At 66.9% G+C, this 20,091-nt stretch carries 20 protein-coding genes; 9 read left to right on the forward strand and 11 right to left on the reverse strand.

The genetic code is table 11. The features are described 5' to 3' along the window. Positions 1-32: 32 nt before the first annotated feature. From lptB to ABIE08_RS17910, 5 genes are all read left to right on the forward strand, one after another. Positions 33-908: an LPS export ABC transporter ATP-binding protein gene (lptB, locus tag ABIE08_RS17890; RefSeq protein WP_354553164.1), complete on the forward strand. Its 876-nt coding sequence runs from the start codon at positions 33-35 to the stop codon at positions 906-908. A gap of 119 nt (positions 909-1,027) precedes the next feature. Beyond that, a complete protein-coding gene (rpoN, locus tag ABIE08_RS17895; protein ID WP_354553166.1) occupies positions 1,028-2,575 on the forward strand; it encodes an RNA polymerase factor sigma-54 in 1,548 nt (515 codons plus the stop codon). A 272-nt stretch (positions 2,576-2,847) separates the two neighbouring features. Further along, the gene (hpf, locus tag ABIE08_RS17900) at positions 2,848-3,438 is read left to right on the forward strand and encodes a ribosome hibernation-promoting factor, HPF/YfiA family (RefSeq protein ID WP_354553168.1); all 591 of its coding nucleotides are present in this window, start codon (positions 2,848-2,850) and stop codon (positions 3,436-3,438) included. A gap of 97 nt (positions 3,439-3,535) precedes the next feature. After that, positions 3,536-4,012: a PTS IIA-like nitrogen regulatory protein PtsN gene (gene ptsN / locus ABIE08_RS17905; RefSeq protein ID WP_354553169.1), complete on the forward strand. Its 477-nt coding sequence runs from the start codon at positions 3,536-3,538 to the stop codon at positions 4,010-4,012. A 101-nt stretch (positions 4,013-4,113) separates the two neighbouring features. Then, a complete protein-coding gene (locus ABIE08_RS17910; RefSeq protein WP_354553171.1) occupies positions 4,114-4,671 on the forward strand; it encodes a DUF3833 family protein in 558 nt (185 codons plus the stop codon). Between the two features lie 14 nt (positions 4,672-4,685). Here ABIE08_RS17910 and ABIE08_RS17915 read toward each other — a convergent pair whose 3' ends face one another. Continuing rightward, complete coding sequence (locus ABIE08_RS17915) at positions 4,686-5,132, reverse strand: MarR family winged helix-turn-helix transcriptional regulator (RefSeq protein ID WP_354553173.1); 447 nt, start codon at positions 5,130-5,132, stop codon at positions 4,686-4,688. Positions 5,133-5,287: 155 nt separating this feature from the next. Here ABIE08_RS17915 and ABIE08_RS17920 point away from each other — a divergent pair, with 155 nt between their 5' ends. Beyond that, entirely contained in the window at positions 5,288-5,998 is a 711-nt protein-coding gene (locus ABIE08_RS17920; RefSeq protein WP_354553175.1) for a DUF1428 domain-containing protein, read from the forward strand. Between the two features lie 49 nt (positions 5,999-6,047). Here the strand turns inward: ABIE08_RS17920 and ABIE08_RS17925 are convergent, their stop codons facing one another. From ABIE08_RS17925 to ABIE08_RS17960, 8 genes are all read right to left on the reverse strand, one after another. Beyond that, a complete protein-coding gene (locus ABIE08_RS17925; RefSeq protein ID WP_354553176.1) occupies positions 6,048-6,674 on the reverse strand; it encodes an ATP-dependent Clp protease proteolytic subunit in 627 nt (208 codons plus the stop codon). 45 nt (positions 6,675-6,719) lie between these two features. Then, the gene (locus ABIE08_RS17930) at positions 6,720-7,091 is read right to left on the reverse strand and encodes an SRPBCC family protein (protein WP_354553178.1); all 372 of its coding nucleotides are present in this window, start codon (positions 7,089-7,091) and stop codon (positions 6,720-6,722) included. Further along, positions 7,088-7,402, reverse strand: coding sequence for an ArsR/SmtB family transcription factor (locus ABIE08_RS17935; RefSeq protein ID WP_354553180.1), 315 nt, complete (start codon positions 7,400-7,402; stop codon positions 7,088-7,090). The genes ABIE08_RS17930 and ABIE08_RS17935 overlap by 4 nt, the downstream gene beginning before the upstream one ends. Before the next feature lie 139 nt (positions 7,403-7,541). After that, positions 7,542-8,579 (reverse strand): sulfate/molybdate ABC transporter ATP-binding protein, encoded by a 1,038-nt coding sequence (locus ABIE08_RS17940; protein ID WP_354553602.1) that lies wholly within the window; start codon positions 8,577-8,579, stop codon positions 7,542-7,544. Positions 8,580-8,643: 64 nt separating this feature from the next. Further along, the gene (gene cysW, locus ABIE08_RS17945; RefSeq protein ID WP_396306452.1) at positions 8,644-9,537 is read right to left on the reverse strand and encodes a sulfate ABC transporter permease subunit CysW; all 894 of its coding nucleotides are present in this window, start codon (positions 9,535-9,537) and stop codon (positions 8,644-8,646) included. Further along, entirely contained in the window at positions 9,530-10,378 is an 849-nt protein-coding gene (cysT, locus tag ABIE08_RS17950) for a sulfate ABC transporter permease subunit CysT (protein ID WP_354553182.1), read from the reverse strand. Before cysT ends, cysW begins: the two co-directional genes overlap by 8 nt. A gap of 10 nt (positions 10,379-10,388) precedes the next feature. Continuing rightward, complete coding sequence (locus tag ABIE08_RS17955) at positions 10,389-11,426, reverse strand: sulfate ABC transporter substrate-binding protein (RefSeq protein ID WP_354553183.1); 1,038 nt, start codon at positions 11,424-11,426, stop codon at positions 10,389-10,391. A 100-nt stretch (positions 11,427-11,526) separates the two neighbouring features. Then, a complete protein-coding gene (locus ABIE08_RS17960) occupies positions 11,527-12,000 on the reverse strand; it encodes an RrF2 family transcriptional regulator (RefSeq protein WP_354553185.1) in 474 nt (157 codons plus the stop codon). 135 nt (positions 12,001-12,135) lie between these two features. Between ABIE08_RS17960 and ABIE08_RS17965 the strand changes: the two genes are divergently transcribed. Further along, positions 12,136-13,119, forward strand: a complete 984-nt coding sequence (locus ABIE08_RS17965; protein ID WP_354553187.1) for an SDR family NAD(P)-dependent oxidoreductase — start codon at positions 12,136-12,138, stop codon at positions 13,117-13,119. 175 nt (positions 13,120-13,294) lie between these two features. Here the strand turns inward: ABIE08_RS17965 and ABIE08_RS17970 are convergent, their stop codons facing one another. Continuing rightward, a complete protein-coding gene (locus tag ABIE08_RS17970) occupies positions 13,295-14,410 on the reverse strand; it encodes a mannitol dehydrogenase family protein (protein ID WP_354553189.1) in 1,116 nt (371 codons plus the stop codon). Positions 14,411-14,426: 16 nt separating this feature from the next. Beyond that, positions 14,427-15,461 carry a heparan-alpha-glucosaminide N-acetyltransferase gene (locus ABIE08_RS17975; RefSeq protein WP_354553191.1) on the reverse strand — a complete coding sequence of 345 codons (1,035 nt, stop codon included), beginning with the start codon at positions 15,459-15,461 and terminating at the stop codon, positions 14,427-14,429. Positions 15,462-15,547: 86 nt separating this feature from the next. Between ABIE08_RS17975 and ABIE08_RS17980 the strand changes: the two genes are divergently transcribed. Further along, positions 15,548-16,522, forward strand: a complete 975-nt coding sequence (locus ABIE08_RS17980) for an isopenicillin N synthase family dioxygenase (protein ID WP_354553193.1) — start codon at positions 15,548-15,550, stop codon at positions 16,520-16,522. A 112-nt stretch (positions 16,523-16,634) separates the two neighbouring features. Continuing rightward, a complete protein-coding gene (locus tag ABIE08_RS17985; protein ID WP_354553195.1) occupies positions 16,635-20,012 on the forward strand; it encodes a DUF2126 domain-containing protein in 3,378 nt (1,125 codons plus the stop codon). The last annotated feature ends 79 nt before the right edge of the window (positions 20,013-20,091 follow it).

The following is a 20,091-nucleotide window of genomic DNA, read 5'->3' on the forward strand; positions in this document are numbered from 1 at the left end:
GAGGACGCCGCGGTCCCACAGGGATCGTCCCGATGACAACAGCAGCCGGCAGCGCCGGGGCATCGAACGGAGCGCCGGACATTTTTTCGAGCCTATTCAAGCGCCGGGGACCGGCAACGGCCGATCTTGCCGCCATGCGCGCCGCCGAGCCGCAAGTCACCCGCTATGCGCAGGACGCTGGCGGTCCCGGCTGGCTCGTCGCCCATGGCATCGGCAAGAGCTATCGCCGCCGCCGCGTCGTCCATTCGGCCAGCCTCGCCGTGGCGCGGGGCGAGGCGGTCGGCCTGCTCGGCCCCAATGGCGCCGGCAAGACGACGATCTTCTACATGATCACCGGCCTGGTACAGGCCGATCACGGCCGCATCGAGCTGGACGGCAACGACGTCACCAACCTGCCCATGTATCGCCGCGCGCGCCTCGGCATCGGCTATCTGCCGCAGGAAACCTCGATCTTTCGCGGCATGACGGTCGAGCAGAACATCAAGGCCGTGCTGGAAGTGGTCGAGCCTGACCGCCACAAGCGCGAGGAGGAGCTCGATTCGCTGCTCGCCGAGTTCCACATCAGCCATCTGCGCAAGTCGCCGGCCATCGCGCTGTCCGGCGGTGAGCGCCGGCGTTGCGAAATCGCGCGCGCGCTGGCCAGCCGCCCGGCTTTCATGCTGCTCGACGAGCCCTTTGCGGGCATCGATCCGATTGCGGTCGGCGACATTCAGACGCTGGTCCGCCACCTGACCCAGCGCGGCATCGGTGTGCTGATCACCGACCATAATGTGCGCGAAACGCTCGGTTTGATCGATCGCGCCTACATTATCCACGCCGGCGAGGTGCTGATGGAAGGCCGGCCGGAGGATATCGTCGCCAGCCCGGACGTGCGACGGCTCTATCTCGGAGAGCAGTTTACGCTTTGAAGCCGGCGCGGCTTGCGATACCAAAGGGTGAACCAAGCAAGTCTTGGGCCACCGGGCCGGAAGGTCCGCGGCCATAAGGCAAAAAGCCTTGGACCACATCCGGGATTCGCTGCCGAAGAATGGCTCTTTCACAAAAACTCCTGCTTCGGCAGAGCCAGTCCCTGGTGATGACACCGCAGCTGATGCAGGCCATCAAGCTGCTCCAGCTTTCCAATCTCGACCTCGTCGCCTATGTCGATGCCGAACTCGAGCGCAATCCGCTGCTCGAGCGCGACGAGCGGGACGACAGCGCCGGCATCGCGCTTCCCGCCGAGAGCGCTTCGGACGCCGCCGAGGATCGCGACGTCGCGGGCGATGTCGCCGACGAGCGGCCGGATTGGCTGGAGACCCGGCTGGAGGTCTCGCCCGACGCGATCGCCGAGCGGCTCGATACCGACCTCGCCAATGTCTTTCCCGATGACCATGGCGCCCCGGCGGGCGAGGGCGCCGCGATGCCGGCCGCCGACCCCTGGGCGACGCCGTCCGACCGCCATTCGGTCAGCAGCGACGACTACAACCTCGAAGCCTTCGTCGCCGAGGAGAAGTCGCTGGCCGGCGCGCTGGGCGACCAGCTCGGCCTCGCCGTCACCGACCCGACGCTGCGGCTGATCGGCCAGGCGCTGATCGACGAGGTCGACGAGGCCGGCTACATGCGCGGCAGCCTGGATGCCGTCGCGACGCGGCTGGGCGCGCCGCTGGCGCTGGTCGAGCGGGTGCTGGCCATCCTGCAGACTTTTGAGCCGACGGGCGTCTGCGCGCGGGATCTGGCCGATTGCCTGGCCATCCAGCTGCGCGAGCGCGGCCGCTACGACCCCGCCATGGCGATCCTGCTCGCCCATCTCGATCTCGTCGCCCGGCGCGATCATGCGGGCTTGAAGCGGCTTTGCGGCGTCGACGACGAGGACTTGGCCGAGATGCTGCGCGAATTGCGCGCCCTCAACCCCAAGCCCGGCAGCGCCTTCGGTTCGGCGCCGATCCATCCCGTCGTGCCGGACGTGGTCGTGCGCGCCGCGCCGGATGGCAGCTGGCGCATCGAGCTCAATACCGACACGCTGCCGCGCGTGCTGGTCAACCAGAGCTACTACGCCAATGTCGCGCGCCATTCGAAGGGCGAGGACCGCACCTATCTGAGCGAATGCCTGCAGACCGCCAATTGGCTGGTGAAGAGCCTGGACCAGCGGGCCAAGACGATCCTGAAGGTGGCGACCGAGATCGTGCGCCAGCAGGACGCCTTCCTGGCCCAGGGCGTCGCGCATCTGCGTCCGCTCAACCTGAAGACGGTCGCCGAGGCGATCGCCATGCACGAATCGACCGTCTCGCGCGTCACCTCGAACAAGTACATGGCGACGCCGCGCGGCGTGTTTGAACTGAAATATTTCTTCACCGCCTCGATCGCTTCGTCGGAGGGCGGCGAGGCGCATTCGGCCGAGGCCGTGCGCCACCGCATCAAGGCGCTGATCGACGGCGAGACACCGGATGATGTTCTTTCCGACGATACGCTCGTCAAGATGCTGCGTGATTCCGGCATCGACATTGCGCGGCGCACCGTCGCCAAGTACCGCGAAGCGTTGCGGATTCCCTCGTCGGTACAGCGCCGCCGCGAAAAGCAAGCCCTTCTGGCGACTTAAAGTTTAGCCGTCTGCCCTTGCCTTGGGACCGTAGAAGGACCAGCTTCAAGACATGGCGGCTGTTGCTGGGCGGCCTTTCTTGACTTCCCGGCATGCTGTCACTAGAAGGGCGCGGCGCCAACGGCAGCCGAGGCCTCTGAGCCGGGAGGATATCGGCTCGAAGTCGGCAGGCCTTGGTGACGCCGGAACGCGACGTGCCCGACGGGGCTGCTTCACGCGAATGCGCGAGGGAGCCTCGGTTCGCAACGACGACCAAGGGGTACGAGAAATCCATGTCTCTGCGCATCTCCGGTAAGAATATCGAAATCAGCGACGCCTACCGCACCCATGTGGAGGGCCGCGTTGGTGACGCGATCGGCAAGTATTTCGCCGGCGGCTTCTCGGGCCGCGTCGTCTTGGAGCGTGATGGAACCGGCTATCGCGTTGACTGTGCCCTGCATCTCGATAGCGGGGCGGATCTGCACGCCGAGGGACGTGGGCACGAGATCTACCCGACCTTTGACCAGGCCGCGGAGCGGATCGAAAAGCAGTTGCGGCGCTACAAGCGCAAGCTGAAGGACCATCATCCGCGCAATGGCGCGGCGGATATCGACGCCAACTACACCGTTCTGGCGGCGACGCCCGACGAGGACGAGGAACTGGCGGCCGACTACAACCCGATGGTCATCGCCGAGGAAACGAAGGCCCTGCGGACCATGTCGGTATCCGGCGCCGTGATGGCGATGGATCTGGCGCAGTCGCAGGTCGTGGTGTTCCGGCATGCCGGGCATGGTGGCGTGAACATCGTCTACCGCCGGCGCGACGGCAACATTGGGTGGATCGACCCGGCCCAGGCCGGCAAAGGGGATTCCGTCGTCAGCTGATTCCGCGTAAACTCGGGATGGATTTTCGGCGCGCTCGGGGAGTGCGCCGAAACGACGGGTCTTGAAGGTTTGAACCGAGGCATTTTTGAACCAAGTCATGGACCTCAGTGATCTCATCAGCCAGGACGCCATCGTCCCGGCCCTGAAAGCCAATGGCAAAAAGCAGGCTCTTCAGGAACTGGCCGAAAAGGCTGCGAAACTGACCGGTCTCGACGAACGGCAGATCTTCGACACCCTGCTGCAGCGCGAGCGCCTCGGCTCGACCGGCGTCGGCAACGGCATCGCGATCCCGCATGGCAAGCTGCCGCAGCTGACGCGGATCTATGGCGTGTTCGCCCGCCTTCCCAAGCCGATCGATTTCGAATCGCTCGACGACCAGCCGGTCGACCTGATCTTCCTGTTGCTGGCGCCGGAAAATGCCGGCGCCGACCATCTGAAGGCGCTCGCCCGCATCGCGCGCCTCCTGCGCGAGCCTGGCCTCGCCAACAAGCTGCGCGCCTCCAGCGACCAGTCGGCGCTGTTTGCCGTGCTGACCGAGAGCGCCGCTGCGGCGCCCGTCAGCGCCTCGAGCTGACCTTCGGCGCGATTGCGCCGCGCCATGGCTGACGAAACCACAAAACTCAGGCTAGACTGGCTCCGGGCAGGGACATCGGGTTCATGCACGGGGCCTTTTCCATGAAGATCGCGCATCCTCTCGTCCTCCTGCTGGCGCTGCTGTTTTCGGGCGCCGGGCTTGGCGCCGCCCAGGCCGGGCCGACGCTGGAAGAGGCGTTTCGCGGCGAGGCGACGGGCGTCGGCCGCTTCAAGAGCCAGCTCGCCGGGGTCGATCGCGGCTTCGTCGTCACCACCAAGGGGCGCGGCGCCGGCGGCAAGTTCGTGCTCGACCAGGTCTTTCGCTTCGACAATGGCGCGCTCGACCGCCGCACCTGGCATTTCCGCAAGACCGGTCCCAATACCTATGTCGGCACGCGCGACGATGTCGTCGGCACGGCCAAGGTCGTGGTGGGCGAGGACGCCATCCGCATGTCCTACGACCTGATCACGCGCGGCAAGAACGGCAGCAAGTTGCAGCTGCATTTCGAGGACACGATCCGCCGCACCGGCCGCGACAGCATCGTCAACAAGGGCGTGATCTCGATGCTCGGCATGACGGTGGGCTCGGTCGACGTCGCCTTCCAGCGCCAGAAGAGCCTGCGCAAGCGCGGCCGCGCCGAAGAGCTGGCCCGGCAGTAGCCCTGCCGACTTTCCTAGGCCAGCGCCATGAGACCGGCGCGCAGAAGATCTGCCACGCCCTCGCCGAGCGGCGCTTCGACCTCGGCATGCGTCTGCTGCCAGATCGGCAAGGCTGCGGCCAGCACGGCCCGGCCGGCGTCCGTCAGCGCCAGGCGGCGGCTGCGGCGGTCTTCCGGGTCGACGGCGGTGCTCAGGAAGCCCTGCCGCTCCAGCGGCTTCAGATTGGCGGTCAGCGTCGTCCGGTCCATGGCGAGCAGCGCCGCCACGGCGCCGATCGAGGGTGGCTGCGGCCGGTTCAGCGACATCAGCAGCGAGAACTGGCCGCTCGTCAGGCCGACGGGCCGCAGCGCCTCGTCGAAGCGACGCGCCAGGGCGCGGGCGGCGCGCTGGGCGGCCAGGCACAGGCAATGATCGCGGACATGCAGCGTGGTCGAGAAGGGCACGGGGCCGGCGTTTGACATGCCCTTCTTATGTTGATATCAACCTAAATTGTCAATTGGACAATCCATCACGAAAGCCGTTGTCCACCGGGGGCGCGCCGAGGCGCCGGAGGCCCGGCAAGGGAAGACGCGGGAGAGCGACCCGCCAAGCGGGATGATCAGGAGGAGATCGAACCATGACCTATATCGAGGGATTCGTGGTGGCCGTTCCGGCTGCCAACAAGGAAGCCTATCGCAAGCATGCCGCCGACGCGGCGGCCTTCGTCAAGGAACATGGCGTCACCCGGATGGTCGAGACCTGGGGCGACGACGTGCCGGACGGCAAGGTCACCGATTTCAAGGGCGCCGTGCAGGCCCAGCCCGACGAGGTCATCGTCTTCTCCTGGTTCGAATATCCCGACCGCGCGACGCGCGATGCCTGCAACAAGAAGATGATGAGCGATCCGCGCATGGAAGCGATGGGAAGCTCGATGCCCTTCGACGCCAAGCGGATGATCTTTGGCGGCTTCGAAGCGCTCCTGGATGACGGTCGGCCCGGCAAGCCCGGCTATGTCGACGGCATCCTGATCGCCGTGCCGGAGGCCAACAAGGAGGCCTATCTCGCGCTCGCCTCGAAGACGGCGCCGATGTTCCGCGAACATGGCGCGTCGCGCGTCGTCGAGACCTGGGCCGATGACGTGCCGGACGGCAAGGTCACCGATTTCCGCCGCGCGGTGAAGGCGACCGACGGCGAGAAGGTCGTCTATTCCTGGATCGAATGGCCGAGCAAGGAAGCCCGCAATGCCGGCTGGGAGAAGGTCATGGCCGATCCGCGCATGCGGTTCGACATGCCGTTCGACGGCCAGCGCATGATCTATGGCGGCTTCGCGCCCATCCTCGACGTGTGAGGGACGAACGGCGGCGGCAGCCTGCCGCCGCGCCTTCCCGGGAGCGCCGTCACGGCGCCGGCAGCATCGCCTCCGCCCGATCGTCGCGCTCGGTCAGGATACGGTCGATGAGCCCCCATTCCTGCGCCTCCTCGGCGGTCAGGAATCGGTCCCGGTCCATCGCAGCCTCAAGCTCTCCATAGCTGCGTCCGCAGTGCTCGGCGTAGAGCCGTGTCAGGCGATGCTTGGTTCGCTGGATTTCCTCGGCGTGGATGAGGATGTCGGACGCCTGCCCCTGGAATCCGCCAAGCGGCTGGTGGATGTGGATGCTCGCATTGGGCAAGGCGGCGCGCTGGCCGGGCTCGCCCGCCATCAGCAGAAAGGACCCCATCGACCGGGCGGTGCCCATGCAGAGGGTGTGCACGGGCGCCCGGATGTAGCGCATGGTGTCGTACATGGCGAGGCCGCTGGTAACCACGCCGCCCGGCGAATTGATATAGAGCTGGATGGGACGACGGGGGTTTTCCGCCTCCAGAAACAGCAGCTGCGCGCAGACGAGCGCGGACACGGTGTCGTTGACCTCACCGTTCAGGAAGATGATCCGCTCGCGCAGGAGGCGGGAGTAGATGTCGAAGGACCGCTCCCCGCGGCTGGATTGTTCGACCACCATAGGGACGAGTTGCATCGCTTCGCGCATCGGCGAATTCCTTCCGTTTTGAAAAGGCTTGGTTGGGCCGGCGCGTCAGGCCGCGCGCAGGCTGCAGACGGCGTTGCCGTTCGCGGCGCTTCGCGGACGCAGCCATTGTCGCGCGTCCGTCAAACCGTGGACGATCCGCAACCGGGTGCCGCCCGTTGCATTGGGGCTGAGCTGGAAGGTCACGACGCTGTCGAGAAAGGGCGGCTCGGTCTCCCGCATCCCGTAGCGAATCTCCTCGCCGGGTTTCGACGAGACCGGCTCCGCGCCGGCCAGACTGCCCTTCGGCAGCCATTTCTCGCGAAGGGAGGGGATGCTGATCGCCCGCCAGACCTTTTCCGGCGGCGCGTCGAGCTCGTATTCGAGCACCAGAACGTTCGTCCGTCGTCCGGCCTGCTCCTTGGTCTCGATGTCGCTCATGGGTCCATCTCCCTCAGCAAGGCCTTGAGATCGTCGATGCGCGCGGGCCAGTAGGCGCGATATCTAGCCAGCCATGCGCCGATCAGCGCCAGGCCCTCGGGGTCGACCTCGTAATGCACGAAGCGGCCCTGCCGTTCTTCCCGCACCAATTTCGCCTGGCGCAGGACCGACAGGTGCTGGGACATGGCCGGCTGGCTGATCGCCATGCCCTGCCGCAAGGCGCTGGCGTTCATGCCGCCTGCCGCCAGCTTCTCGAAGATGGCGCAACGGGTCGGATCGGCCAGGGCCTTGAAGATCGCAGACTCAATCATGCCGTTACATAAGCGTACACTTATGTGATTCGCAAGTACGAAACGGCGACCGCTTTCCGGCTAGAGCGGTCGGGAGATCGACGGACGGACGCCCAGCGGGCGCGCAGAAAAGACAGGATATCCGTGCCCGCGAGGCGACCTAGCGCGGAAAGATCCGCCAGCGATGCGGGCGGAAGGCGATCTGGTTGCCGGCAAGGCGGCTGTGGTCGACGGGCATGTCGATCTCGACGCGATGCTTGTCCGCGCCGACCTCGAGCTCGAGCCGGCGAGCGCCGCCATGCCGGCGCTCGGTGACGATCGTGCCGGTGATCGCCGGGCTGCCGTCCTCGACGATCGAGACGTCATGCGGCCGGAAGCCGAGCGTGGCGGTGCCGGAGGGCGCGCCGAGGCCGGAGAGGTCGAGCGGCCGGCCATCCAGCTGCATGGCGCCGTCGACGACGGTGACCGGCAGGAACGAGGATTCGCCGATGAACTCGAACACGAAGGGGCTGGCCGGCGCGTCATAGATCTCGTCCGGCGTGCCGACCTGCTCGATGCGGCCCTTCGACATGACGACGACGCGGTCGGCAAGCTCCAGCGCCTCCTCCTGGTCGTGCGTGACGAAGAAGGTGGTGTGGCCGGTCTGGTCGTGGATCTCGCGCAGCCAGCGGCGCAGATCCTTGCGCACCTGCGCGTCGAGCGCGCCGAAGGGCTCGTCGAGCAGCAGCACGCGCGGCTCGATCGCCAGCGCCCGGGCGAGCGCCACGCGCTGGCGCTGGCCGCCCGAGAGCTGCGAGGGATAGCGCTTGTCGAGGCCGGTGAGTTGGACCAGGTCGAGTAGATGCAGGACGCGCTTGCGGATCTCGGCCTTGGGCGGGCGCTCGCCGCGCGGCCGCACCGTCAGGCCGAAGGCGATGTTCTGGAACACCGTCATGTGGCGGAACAGCGCGTAATGCTGGAACACGAAGCCGACATTGCGGTCCTGCACCGAAAGGCCCAGCGCATCGTCGCCGCCGAACAGCACGCGGCCGGCGGTCGGCGCGTCGAGGCCGGCCAGGATCCTGAGCAGCGTCGTCTTGCCGGAGCCGGACGGGCCCAGCAGCGCCACCAGCTCGCCCGCCTTGACGTCGAGCGAGACGCCATGCAGCGCCGGGGTGTCGCCGAACGCCTTCTGGACGTTCTCGATGGTCACGTCGATCGGCGCGCCAAGCGCCACCGAAGCACCCTTGTCGATCGGGGTGATCGCGTTCATTCCAGTTACCTCAGTGGCGGCGCGTCGCGGCGATCTCGTCGGCATAACGCCATTCCAAGACCGACTTGACGACCAGTGTAAAGAGGGCGAGCAGCGCCAGCAGCGAGGCTACGGCGAATGCGGCCGCGAAATTATACTCGTTGTAGAGAATCTCGACATGCAGCGGCATGGTGTTGGTCAGGCCGCGAATGTGGCCGGAAACCACGGAAACCGCGCCGAATTCGCCCATGGCGCGGGCGTTGCAGAGCAGCACGCCATAGAGCAGCGCCCATTTGACGTTGGGCAGGGTGACGCGAAAAAATACCTGGAAGCCGGAGGCGCCGAGCGACAGCGCCGCCTCTTCGTCGCCGCGGCCCTGTTCTTCCATCAGCGGGATCAGTTCGCGCGCCACGAAGGGGAAGGTGACGAAGATCGTCGCCAGCACGATGCCCGGCACCGCGAAGATGACCTGGATGCCCTCGCTCTTCAGCCAGGGGCCGAGCAGGCTCTGCGAACCGAACATCAGGATGTAGATCAGGCCCGCGATCACGGGCGACACCGAGAAGGGCAGGTCGATCAGCGTGTTGAGCAGGCTCTTGCCCTTGAAGTCGAACTTGGCGATCGCCCAGGAGGCGGCCAGGCCGAAGACGAGGTTGCACGGCACCGAGATGGCCGCGACCAGCAGGGTCAGGCGGATGGCCGCGGCTGCGTCCGGCTCGAAGATCGCCTCGGCGAAGGCCGGCATGCCGCCGCGAAACGCCTCGACGAAGACGGCGACGACCGGCATGACCAGGAACAGGCCGAGAAACGCCAGCGAGACCAGGATCAGCGCGACGCGGACGCGCTTGCGCTCCATCGTTACCGGACGGAAGCGGATCGCGGAGGCTCCCGGCAGGCGGGCGGTGGTGAAGGCTTCGTCAGACATCGCCATATCTCCGCCGGCTCCAGCTCTGGATCAGGTTGATCGCGAGCAGGACCAGGAATGATGCGATCAGCATCAGCACGGCGATCGTCGTCGCGCCGGAATAGGAGAATTCCTCCAGCTTGATGACGATCAGCAGCGGCGCGATCTCGGTCTTGTAGGGGCTGTTGCCGGCGATGAAGATCACCGAACCGTATTCGCCGACGGCGCGGGCGAAGGCGAGCGCGAAGCCGGTCAGCAGCGCCGGCCACAGCGCCGGCATGACGACCCGGCGCACCGTCTGGCGGCGGTTGGCGCCGAGCGTCGCCGCGACTTCTTCGACCTCGCGGTTGAGGTCTTCCAGCACCGGCTGCACGCTGCGCACCACGAAGGGCAGGCCGATGAAGATCAGCGCGATGATGATGCCGGTCTGCGAATAGGCGATGCGGATGCCGAGCGGCGCCAGCCAGGCGCCGATCCAGCCATTCGGCGCATAGAGCGTCGTCAGCGCGATACCGGCGACGGCGGTTGGCAGCGCGAAGGGCAGGTCGATGACGGCATCGATCAGGCGACGGCCGGGAAACTCGTAGCGCACCAGGATCCAGGCGAGGATCATGCCGAAGACGAGATTGACCAGGGCGGCGACAAAGGACGTCGTGAAGGACAGGCGCAGCGCCGCGAGCGTGCGCGGATCGGTCGAGATGCGGATGAACTCGTCGAGACCGCCGCTGGCCGAGCGCCAAAACAGGCCGGCCAGCGGGATCAGCACGATCAGGCTGAGATAGGTCAACGTGACGCCGAGCGCCAACCCGAAGCCCGGGATGACGCTCGACTTCCTGACCGAGGCGATGGTCGTTGCGGCCATCTGGATCCGTTCAGTTCGGCTTGTAGATCTGGTCGAAGATGCCGCCATCGCCGAAATGCTCCGGCTGGGCCTTGGCCCATCCGCCGAATTGCGGGTCGTCGATGGTCACGAGGTCGAGCTTGGGGAACCGCGCCAGCAACGCTGCGTCGACGGTTTCCGGCTTGGACGGGCGATAATAGTTCTTCGCCGCGATCGTCTGGCCTTCGGGCGAATAGAGGTAGGTCAGGTAGGCTTCGGCTGCCTTGCGGGTGCCCTTGGCATCGACATTGGCGTCGACCAGCGCGACCGGCGGCTCCGCCAGGATCGAGAGCGGCGGCACGACGATGTCGAACTTGTCGGGGCCGAGTTCCTCAAGCGCCAGGAAGGCCTCGTTCTCCCAGGCAAGCAGCACGTCGCCGATGCCGCGCTGGGCGAAGGTGGTGGTCGAGCCGCGCGCGCCGGTATCGAGCACGGGGACGTGCTTATACAGCGTCGAGACGTATTCCTTGGTCTTTTCCGGGTCGTTGCCGAACGCCTTGTTGGCATAGGCCCAGGCCGCCAGATAGTTCCAGCGCGCGCCGCCCGAGGTCTTCGGGTTGGGCGTGATGACCTCGACGCCGTCCCTGACCAGGTCGCCCCAGTCGGCGATTCCCTTCGGATTGCCCTTGCGGACCAGGAAGACGATGGTCGAGGTGTAGGGCGAGGAATTGTGCGGCAGGCGACCGCGCCAATCGGCCGGGATCTTGCCCGTCGCCTTGGCGATCGCGTCGATGTCGGCTTCGAGCGCCAGCGTCACGACATCCGCGTCGAGGCCGTCGATGACCGAGCGCGCCTGCTTGCCGGAGCCGCCATGCGATTGCTGGATGGTGACCGTCTCGCCGGTCTCGGCCTTCCAATGGGCGGCGAAGGCGGCGTTGTAGGCCTTGTAGAGCTCGCGGGTCGGGTCATAGCTGACGTTGAGCAGCGACACGTCGGCCAGCGCCGGCGTCACAACCATCGCCACGCCGGCGACGAGGGCGGCGAGCCCGGGTCGGAGGCGGCGGACAAGCGTGGATATCGGGCGGACCATCGTGTGCTCCCTGATCGATGACCCCATTATCTCGACATAGGCGCTCGACAATTTCAAACCACGCAACGCCTTCTGTTAGAGCCGTTCTAGAAAATCCTTCCTAGATCCGGCCCCCAGCAGAAACGATGTCGCGGGAGATGTCCAGATCTACCGGATCCGCCTCATGCCCCAGCGCGTCCGCCAGCGTCGTGGCCTCGAAGGCCTGGAGCTGGGTCTCGTAGGGGCCGGCGAACATGCGGCGGACGGCGCAGGCGGCCTCGTCCGGGCAGTCGGCGCAGGGCTGGTAGGCGGTGCGGGAAATGCAGGAGAGGGGCGCGATCGGCCCGTCTATGGCGCGCAGGACCTGGCCGATCGTGACCTCGCCGGGCTGCTTGATCATGACATAGCCGCCGGCGCGGCCCCGCCGGCTGGCGATGATGCCGCGATGTTTCAGGTCGAGCAGGATATGCTCGAGAAACTTGCGCGGCACGCCGGCCTGCCGGGCGATGTCATCGATCTGCGTCGTCTCGCCCTGGGGCTGCTTGGCGAGATGGATCAGCGCCTTGAATGCGTATTTGGCCTTCTGCGAAATCATCCGACGTCCAGCATCCTTTCGCACCGGGGCGGCGCGCTCCTCTCATAGCGGATCGGCGCAAGGAATGAAACGAAAGCTCGCGAAAAGCCGGGCGAAGCCTTTGTTGGCAGCGGCAAATCAGCTAAGTCCTGAAGCATGAAAATGCTGATCACCGGTGCGGCGGGCTTCATCGGCTCGCAGGTTGCGAAGGCGGCCCTCGAGCGCGGCGACGCCGTGATCGGCGTCGACAACATGAACGCCTATTACGACCCGGCGCTGAAACAGGCCCGGCTCGACCGGCTGGCGGCGCACCGGCATTTCGAATTCGTCGAGGCCAGCGTCAGCGACATGGCGGCGATGGAGCGGCTGGTCACCACCCATGCCGACATCGAGGCGGTGGTGCATCTCGCAGCCCAGGCGGGCGTGGCCTATTCGATCGAGAACCCGCTCGCCTATGCCGACGCCAACGTCACCGGCCAGGTGGTGATGTTCGAGGCCGCGCTGCGCCTGCCACGCCTGCGCCATGTCGTCTATGCCTCGTCTTCCTCGGTCTATGGCCTGAACGAGGACGTGCCGTTTCGCGAAAGCGACCGGGTCGACCGGCCCGCCTCGCTCTATGCCGCGACCAAGCGCGCCGGCGAGCTGATCGCCCATTCCTATGCCAATGTTCAGGGCATCGCCTCGACGGGCCTGCGCTTCTTCACCGTCTACGGCCCCTGGGGCCGGCCGGACATGGCGCCGTGGCTGTTCACCAGCGCGATCCTCGAGGGGCGGCCGATCACCGTCTACAACAATGGCGCGATGCAGCGCGATTTCACCTTCATCGACGATATCGTCGCCGGCGTTCTGGGCGCGGTCGACCGCCAGCCGGAGCGGGCGGAAAACCGCCTCTTCAACCTCGGTAACAACCAGCCGGTGGCGCTGATGGATTTCATCGCCACGATCGAGCGGGCGACGGGCCGCAAGGCCGAGATCTCCTTCGCGCCGATGCGCAAGGCCGATGTCGAGACGACCTTCGCCAATATCGACCTCGCCACTTCAGAGCTCGGCTTCGCGCCCAAAACCTCGATCGACGAGGGCATGGACCGCTTCGTCGACTGGTATCGCGGGTATAACGCCCGGCCGCTGAGCCTCGACTGACGGCAGACCCTCACCCCAACCCTCTCCCGCAAGCGGGAGAGGGGGATCGTCGGGGCCCTAAGCCCATCACGGCTCCCACTCCGTGCAGGCCGCCGGCCGAAACCCTCGCCCGCTTGCGGGAGAGGGTAGGGTGAGGGGCTTGCTTGGACTTCTCGCGGCCGATCCTCTCCGCCCGCTACCCGATGCTGGAGGCCAAAATCGCGTCGAGGCGCGGCGTCGGCAGGTCGAGGCCGAGCTCGCGCTTCCACGCCAGCACGCCCCCGATGCGGCGGCGCTTCTTTTCGGCGTGGTTGCCGAAGATCTCGGCCAGCCGGTGGGCGAGGAAGGGGTTTTCGAACCGCTCCAGCACGCTCGCCCGATATTCCGGCGCCTCAAGAATGCCGCCAGCGGCGAAGATCGGCAGCACTTCCGTGTCATAGATCGCATCGAGCTTTTCGCGCACGACCGGATCGGCAAGGCTCTCGCGCACCAGCTCGCCTTCCGTCCGGTAGGTCTCGCGCCAGCCTTCGGCCAGCACGGTATGGCCGAGATTGAGAATGAACAGCTTCAGCCGCTCATAGACGGCGAGGTCGTCGACCATGCGCACGTCCGGGTGCAGGCAGGGCGCGTCGAGCCCCGGCTGCTTCTCGATCGCCCAGAGCGCGTAGGGTTCGGCCACCGCGCCGGCCGGCTCGATCGGCTCGGAGACGATGCGGTCGACCAGCGAATTGGCGAAGAGGCAGGTGTCGAGCCAGGCCACGAATTCCGCCGGCAGATCGTTCTCGTCGGCGAGCGTCAGGAGCAGCGCCTTGAGCACGTCGCCATTGCGCGGGATCAGTTCGCAGGGAAACAGCGTCAGCGGCGCGCCCTTCGCCTGCCATCTGGCGAGCAGCAGCTTCAGGAGCTTGAGCGGGAAGGCGCGCGGCACGTCGCCGCCAAGCCTTTCGCCCTCGTTGAGCGCAAAGCCGGCATCCGACGTGTTCGAGATCAGGATCTTCGCTTCCTCGACGACGATGCGCTCGACCTCGTCCCAGTTGTCGACGGCGGAGAGGCCGCGTACCAGCGAGGTGACGCCGACCGTGCGCTCGACCGGCGCGCCATTCTCGATGCCGCGGATGACGATCGGGATCGGCGAACCGTCAAAGGCCTTGAGCCGGCCGGAGCGGGCGCCGGAGGCCGTGGTCTGCACGATGGTGACGGGGCCGACATCCTGGCCCTGCTCGCGCGCCTCCGACAGGAAGAGATCGGCATGCGCCTGCAGGAAGCGGCTGGTGCCGAACTGGACGATCGGCGTGCGGACGGGTTCGTTCATGGGGATTCCTTGAAGCTCATTGCAGCGTGCCGGACTCCGGGGTTTCCGGCACGGGAGGGAATGTCTTGGCCGAGCAGACGGCGATCGTCTCCTGCAGCCGGAGGGTCTGGTCCTCGGCCAGGGTGCGCGCCATGAAGGCGGCCATCAGCCCCTTGCCGTTCAGATCGTCGAACACGCAGCCGCAATAGCTCTGGCAATCGGCCGCGCTCTTGCCGACGGCGACGCAGCGATCGGCGCAATCGGCGCGCGCGTCTCTTTCCGCGCCGTTCGGCGCGACGATGGCGGCCAGCGCGAAGAACAAGGCGTAGAGCACCGGCTGGTGGATCAGGTAGACGGCGAGCGAATGGCGCCCGCCAAAGGCGAGCCACCGGCCGAGCACGAAGCGCGGCTGCCAGATGGCGATCCGCCGGTCCCAGCCCTGCGAAATCGCGAGCTTGGCCAGCGCCATGCCGGCCAGGACCACGCCGAACCAGGGAAAGAGCGGCACATAGTCGAACGAGCCCGGCGGCTTCGGCGCCAGCCCGACCCACCAGAGCGCCGGCTGGGCGAACACCTCGCTTCGATAGAGGAAGGGCAGGGCGAAGATGGCGATGGCGGCGAGGAAGACGAGGCGCGGCGGCAGCCGCAGGAAGGCCAGGCCGAGCACGCTTGCCAGCGCGATCTGGTGCAGGATGCCGAAGAAGATCCACCCTTCCGGCATGACGAAATAGGTTGCGACCGACACCAGCGCCGCGGCCGCGACGATCATCGCCAGCCGGATCAGATAGGGCCTGGGGCGAAAGCCGTTGCGGGTCGAGAGCACCAGGCTGATGCCGACCAGCATCAGGAACGAGCCGGCGATGGCGCGGGCGAAGATCACCCAGCCGATCGAGGCGCCGGGATCGAAGCGGACGATATGCAGGAAGGCGACGTCCCACGCGCCATGGAAGATCGCCATGCAGACCAGCGCCACGCCGCGCGCCACATCGAGGGCGGCGATGCGCGGCGGGCGGGCGATGGCAGTGGAAGCGGCGGCGCGATCGCCCTGCAGGGCCGCGGTTGCCTCATTCATGTGCACGCTCCGCCGATTGACGGTTCCCAAGGTCGTGGTGGCCCCATAGTCTCGGCGTCTCGCTTCGTCATGGTTCAAGGACCCGCATGTCGATCATTCCGATCATCGATCTCTCCGATCCCCAGGGCCCGCGCGCGGTCGCCGATGCCATCGGCCGCACCTGCCGCGAAACGGGTTTCTTCCTTATTACCGGCCATGGCGCGAACCGCGAAATCGTCGAGCGCGGCTGGCAGGCGGCCCGCGCCTTCTTCGATCGTCCGGTCGAAGAGAAGCTGACCGCCGTGATGCCCTACCCGGGCTATCCCTATGGCTACAGCCCGGTCAAGGGCGAGACGCTCGCCGCCTCACTCGGCGACGCCAAGCCGGCCGATCTGAAGGAGACGTTTTCCTTCGGCCCCTCCGCCTTCCAGCGCCTCGACCACAAGCCGGCCGACGACGCCGAAGCCTTCGTGTTCTCGGCCAATCCCTGGCCGCTCGGCGGCGACGACTTCCGCCTCGCCACCCAGGCCTATTACCGCGAAATGTCGGCCTTGGCCGGCCGGATCATGCGCTTCTTCGCCCTCGCGCTCGATCTGGAAGAAACCTATTTCGACCGGTTCATCGACCGCGAGGCCAGCGCGCTGCGCCTGCTCAACTATCCCGACCTGACGGAAGATCCCGTCCCCGGCCAGCTTCGCGCCGGCGTCCATTCCGATTACGGCTCGATCACCATCCTGATGCAGGAAGACGCGCCGGGCGGCCTGGAGGTGAAGGGACTGGACGGCGAATGGCACCGCGTTCCGGCCATTCCCGACAGCTTCGTCATCAATATCGGCGATCTGATGCAGCGCTGGACGAATGACCAGTGGAAGTCGACGCTGCACCGCGTCACCATCCCGCCGCGTGACCTCGGCCGCTCGGCCCGGCGCCAGTCAATGGCCTTTTTCCACCAGCCGAACTGGGACGCGGCCATCGCCTGCATCCCGACCTGCCTCGAGCCGGGCGAAACGGCGAGCTATCCTCCGGTGGGGTCCGGCGAGTATCTTGCGTCGAAATTCCGCTCGACGGTCGTGAAGGCCTGAACTTCGGGCGGACGTGCCAAGGGACCGGCATGGCGTGATTCTTGCGTCATTCCGGTCGGTGCGCCCGCCGCCAACGTCCTGCTGCGAACGCCCATGGAGAGCCCAAAAGCCGATGTCGATCCTCGCCGCGCTTCGCCACGTCACCCGTTATCGCTATGACCGGCCGGTCCAATTGGGGCCGCAGGTCATCCGGCTGCGTCCCGCCCCGCATTGCCGCACCAAGGTGCCCAGCTATTCGCTGAAGGTGACGCCGGCCAACCATTTCGTGAACTGGCAGCAGGACCCGCACGGCAACTGGCAGGCGCGTTTCGTCTTCCCGGAAAAGACCACGGAGTTCGCCATCGAGGTCGATCTGCTGGCGGAGCTCGAGGTCTACAATCCGTTCGATTTCTTCGTCGAGCCCTATGCCGACCAGTTCCCCTTCGCCTATGAGCCGGCGCTCGCCGAGGAACTGGCCGCCTATCTGGCGCCGGAGCCGGCCGGGCCGCTGCTGACCAATTTCCTGGCATCGATCCCGCGCGGGCAGATGCAGATCGTCGATTTCCTCGTCTCGATCAACCAGCGGCTCCAGAACGACATCCGCTATCTGATCCGCATGGAGCCGGGCGTGCAGACGCCGGAGGAGACGCTCTCCTCGGCAGCCGGCTCCTGCCGCGACTCCGGCTGGCTGCTGGTGCAGGCGCTGCGCCATCTCGGCCTCGCCGCCCGCTTCGTCTCCGGCTACCTGATCCAGCTGAAGCCCGACGTTGCCGCCCTCGACGGCCCCTCCGGCACCAAGGTCGATTTCACCGACCTGCACGCCTGGGCCGAGGTCTATGTGCCGGGCGCCGGCTGGATCGGCATGGATCCGACCTCGGGCCTGTTCACCGGCGAAGGGCATCTTCCGCTCTGCGCCACGCCGCATTTCCGCTCGGCGGCGCCGATCACCGGCTCGTTCATCGCCGATCCGGGCACCGAGACCTCGTTCGAATTCGAGATGACGGTCAACCGCGTCGCCGAGAATCCGCGCGTGACGCTGCCCTTCTCCGACGACAGCTGGGCGGCGCTCGACGCGCTCGGCCATCGGGTCGACGCCGATCTCAAGGCGAACGATGTCCGCCTGACCATGGGCGGCGAGCCGACTTTCGTGTCGATCGACGATTACCAGGCCGAGGAATGGAACACGGAAGCCGTGGGTCCGACCAAGCGCGACCGCGCCGACGACCTGATCCGCCGGCTGCGCGAGCGTTTCGCGCCGGGCGGGTTCCTGCATTACGGCCAGGGCAAATGGTATCCGGGCGAGAGCCTGCCGCGCTGGACCTTCGCGCTCTACTGGCGCAAGGATGGCAAGCCGATCTGGCGCGATTCCAGCCTGATCGCCGCCGAGGCCGACGACCTCAACGCGACCCCGGCGCAGGCCGGTGCGCTGCTGGCCGATCTCTCGGAGCGGCTGGGCATTTCGGCCGACCATGTCGTGCCGGCCTATGAGGATCCGGCGCACTGGATCCTCAAGGAAGCCGAGCTGCCGGAAAACGTCACCCCGCTTGATTCCAAGCTCGACGACCCGGAGGCCCGCGCCCGCATCGTCCGCGTGTTCGAGCGCGGCCTGACCGAGCCTTCCGGCTATATCCTGCCGGTGCAGCGCTGGCAGGCCGAGGCCGCGCCCGACAAGCGCTGGATGTCGGAGAAATGGCCGCTGCGGCGCGGCAAGATGTTCCTGGTGCCCGGCGACAGCCCGGTCGGCTTCCGCCTGCCGCTGTCCTCGCTGCCCTTCGTCCCGGTCTCGTCCTATCCCTTCATCGTCCAGCGCGATCCCGGAGCCGTCAGCGGACCGCTGCCCGATCCCGAGGTCTTGGCCGGTCGCGATCGCGCGGGCCATGAAGCCCTCGCCCGGCAGGAGGAACTGGCCCGCCATCTGGCCGGCGCCGGATCGGAGGACGCCGAATCCGAGCGCGGCGAGCAGGTCGAGCAATTCCTGACCGAGGGCGAGACGGTGCGCACCGCGCTGTCGGTCGAACCGCGCGACGGCAGGCTTTGCGTCTTCATGCCGCCGACCGAGAAGCTCGAGGATTATCTGGAGTTGCTCGCCTCGCTGGAGGAGAGCGCCCGCGCGCTCGGCCTCGCCGTGCATGTCGAGGGCTATCCGCCGCCGATCGATCCGCGCATGGACGTGATCAAGGTGACGCCGGACCCCGGCGTCATCGAGGTCAACGTGCAGCCGGCGGGCGACTGGACCGAATGCGTCGCCATCACCCGCGACCTCTATGAGGAAGCCCGGCTGTCGCGGCTCGGCACCGAGAAGTTCATGACCGACGGCCGCCACACCGGCACCGGCGGCGGCAACCATGTCGTGGTCGGCGGCGCCCATCCGGCCGATAGCCCTTTCCTGCGCCGGCCCGACCTGCTGAAGAGCCTGGTGCTTTACTGGCAGCGCCACCCGTCGCTTTCCTATCTGTTCTCCGGCCTGTTCATCGGCCCGACCAGCCAGGCGCCCCGCATCGACGAGGCCCGGCACGACGCGCTCTATGAGCTGGAGATCGCCATGGCCAGCGTGCCGGCGCCCGGCTATGGCACCCCGCCGCCGCCCTGGCTCGTCGACCGGCTGTTCCGCAACCTGCTGACCGACGTCACCGGCAATACGCATCGCTCCGAGATCTGCATCGACAAGCTCTATTCGCCGGACGGTCCGACCGGCCGGCTGGGCCTGGTCGAGTTCCGTTCCTTCGAGATGCCGCCGGATTACCGCATGAGCCTGGCGCAGCAATTGCTGGTGCGGGCGCTGATCTCGATGTTCTGGAACAACCCGCAGCACGGCCTGCTGACCCGCTGGGGCACGCAGCTGCATGACCGCTTCATGCTGCCCCATTTTGTCTGGGCGGATTTCCTCGACGTGCTCGGCGACCTGCAGCGGGCCGGCTATGCCTTCGATCCCGTCTGGTTCGAGGCGCAGCGCGAGTTCCGCTTCCCCTTCGTCGGCCGCATCCAGCAGCAGGGCGTCAAGCTGGAGCTGCGCCAGGCGCTGGAGCCCTGGCATGTGCTGGGCGAGGAGGGTGCGATCGGCGGCACCGTGCGCTATGTCGATTCCTCGGTCGAGCGCATGCAGGTGGAGGTCGAAGGCCTCGACCCGCGCCGGCATGTCGTTTCCTGCAATGGCCGCCGCGTGCCGATGGCGTCCACCGGAACGGCGGGTAAGTTCGTGGCCGGCGTGCGCTACAAGGCGTGGCAGCCGGCGCGCGGCCTGCACCCGACCATTCCCGCCCACGCGCCGCTCACCTTCGACATCGTCGACAGCTGGTCGCAGCGCTCGCTGGGCGGCTGCGTCTATCACGTCGCCCATCCGGGCGGCCGCAGCTACGACACCTTCCCGGTCAATTCCTATGAGGCGGAAGCCCGCCGTCTGGCGCGCTTCGAGGCGATCGGCCACACGGCCGGCCACTTCATGCCGCAGGCGGAGACCGGTTCGCCGGAGTTCCCGATGACGCTCGACCTCCGCCGCCCGGCCAATCTTTGATGGCGGTCCGGAAAGTCCTGATGCGAGGACTGCCCTTTCACCTCTCCCTGAGGGAGAGAAGCACCACGTCGCCCTTGCG

The organism is Kaistia defluvii, from assembly GCF_040548815.1.
In the GTDB taxonomy this organism is placed as follows: domain Bacteria; phylum Pseudomonadota; class Alphaproteobacteria; order Rhizobiales; family Kaistiaceae; genus Kaistia; species Kaistia defluvii_A.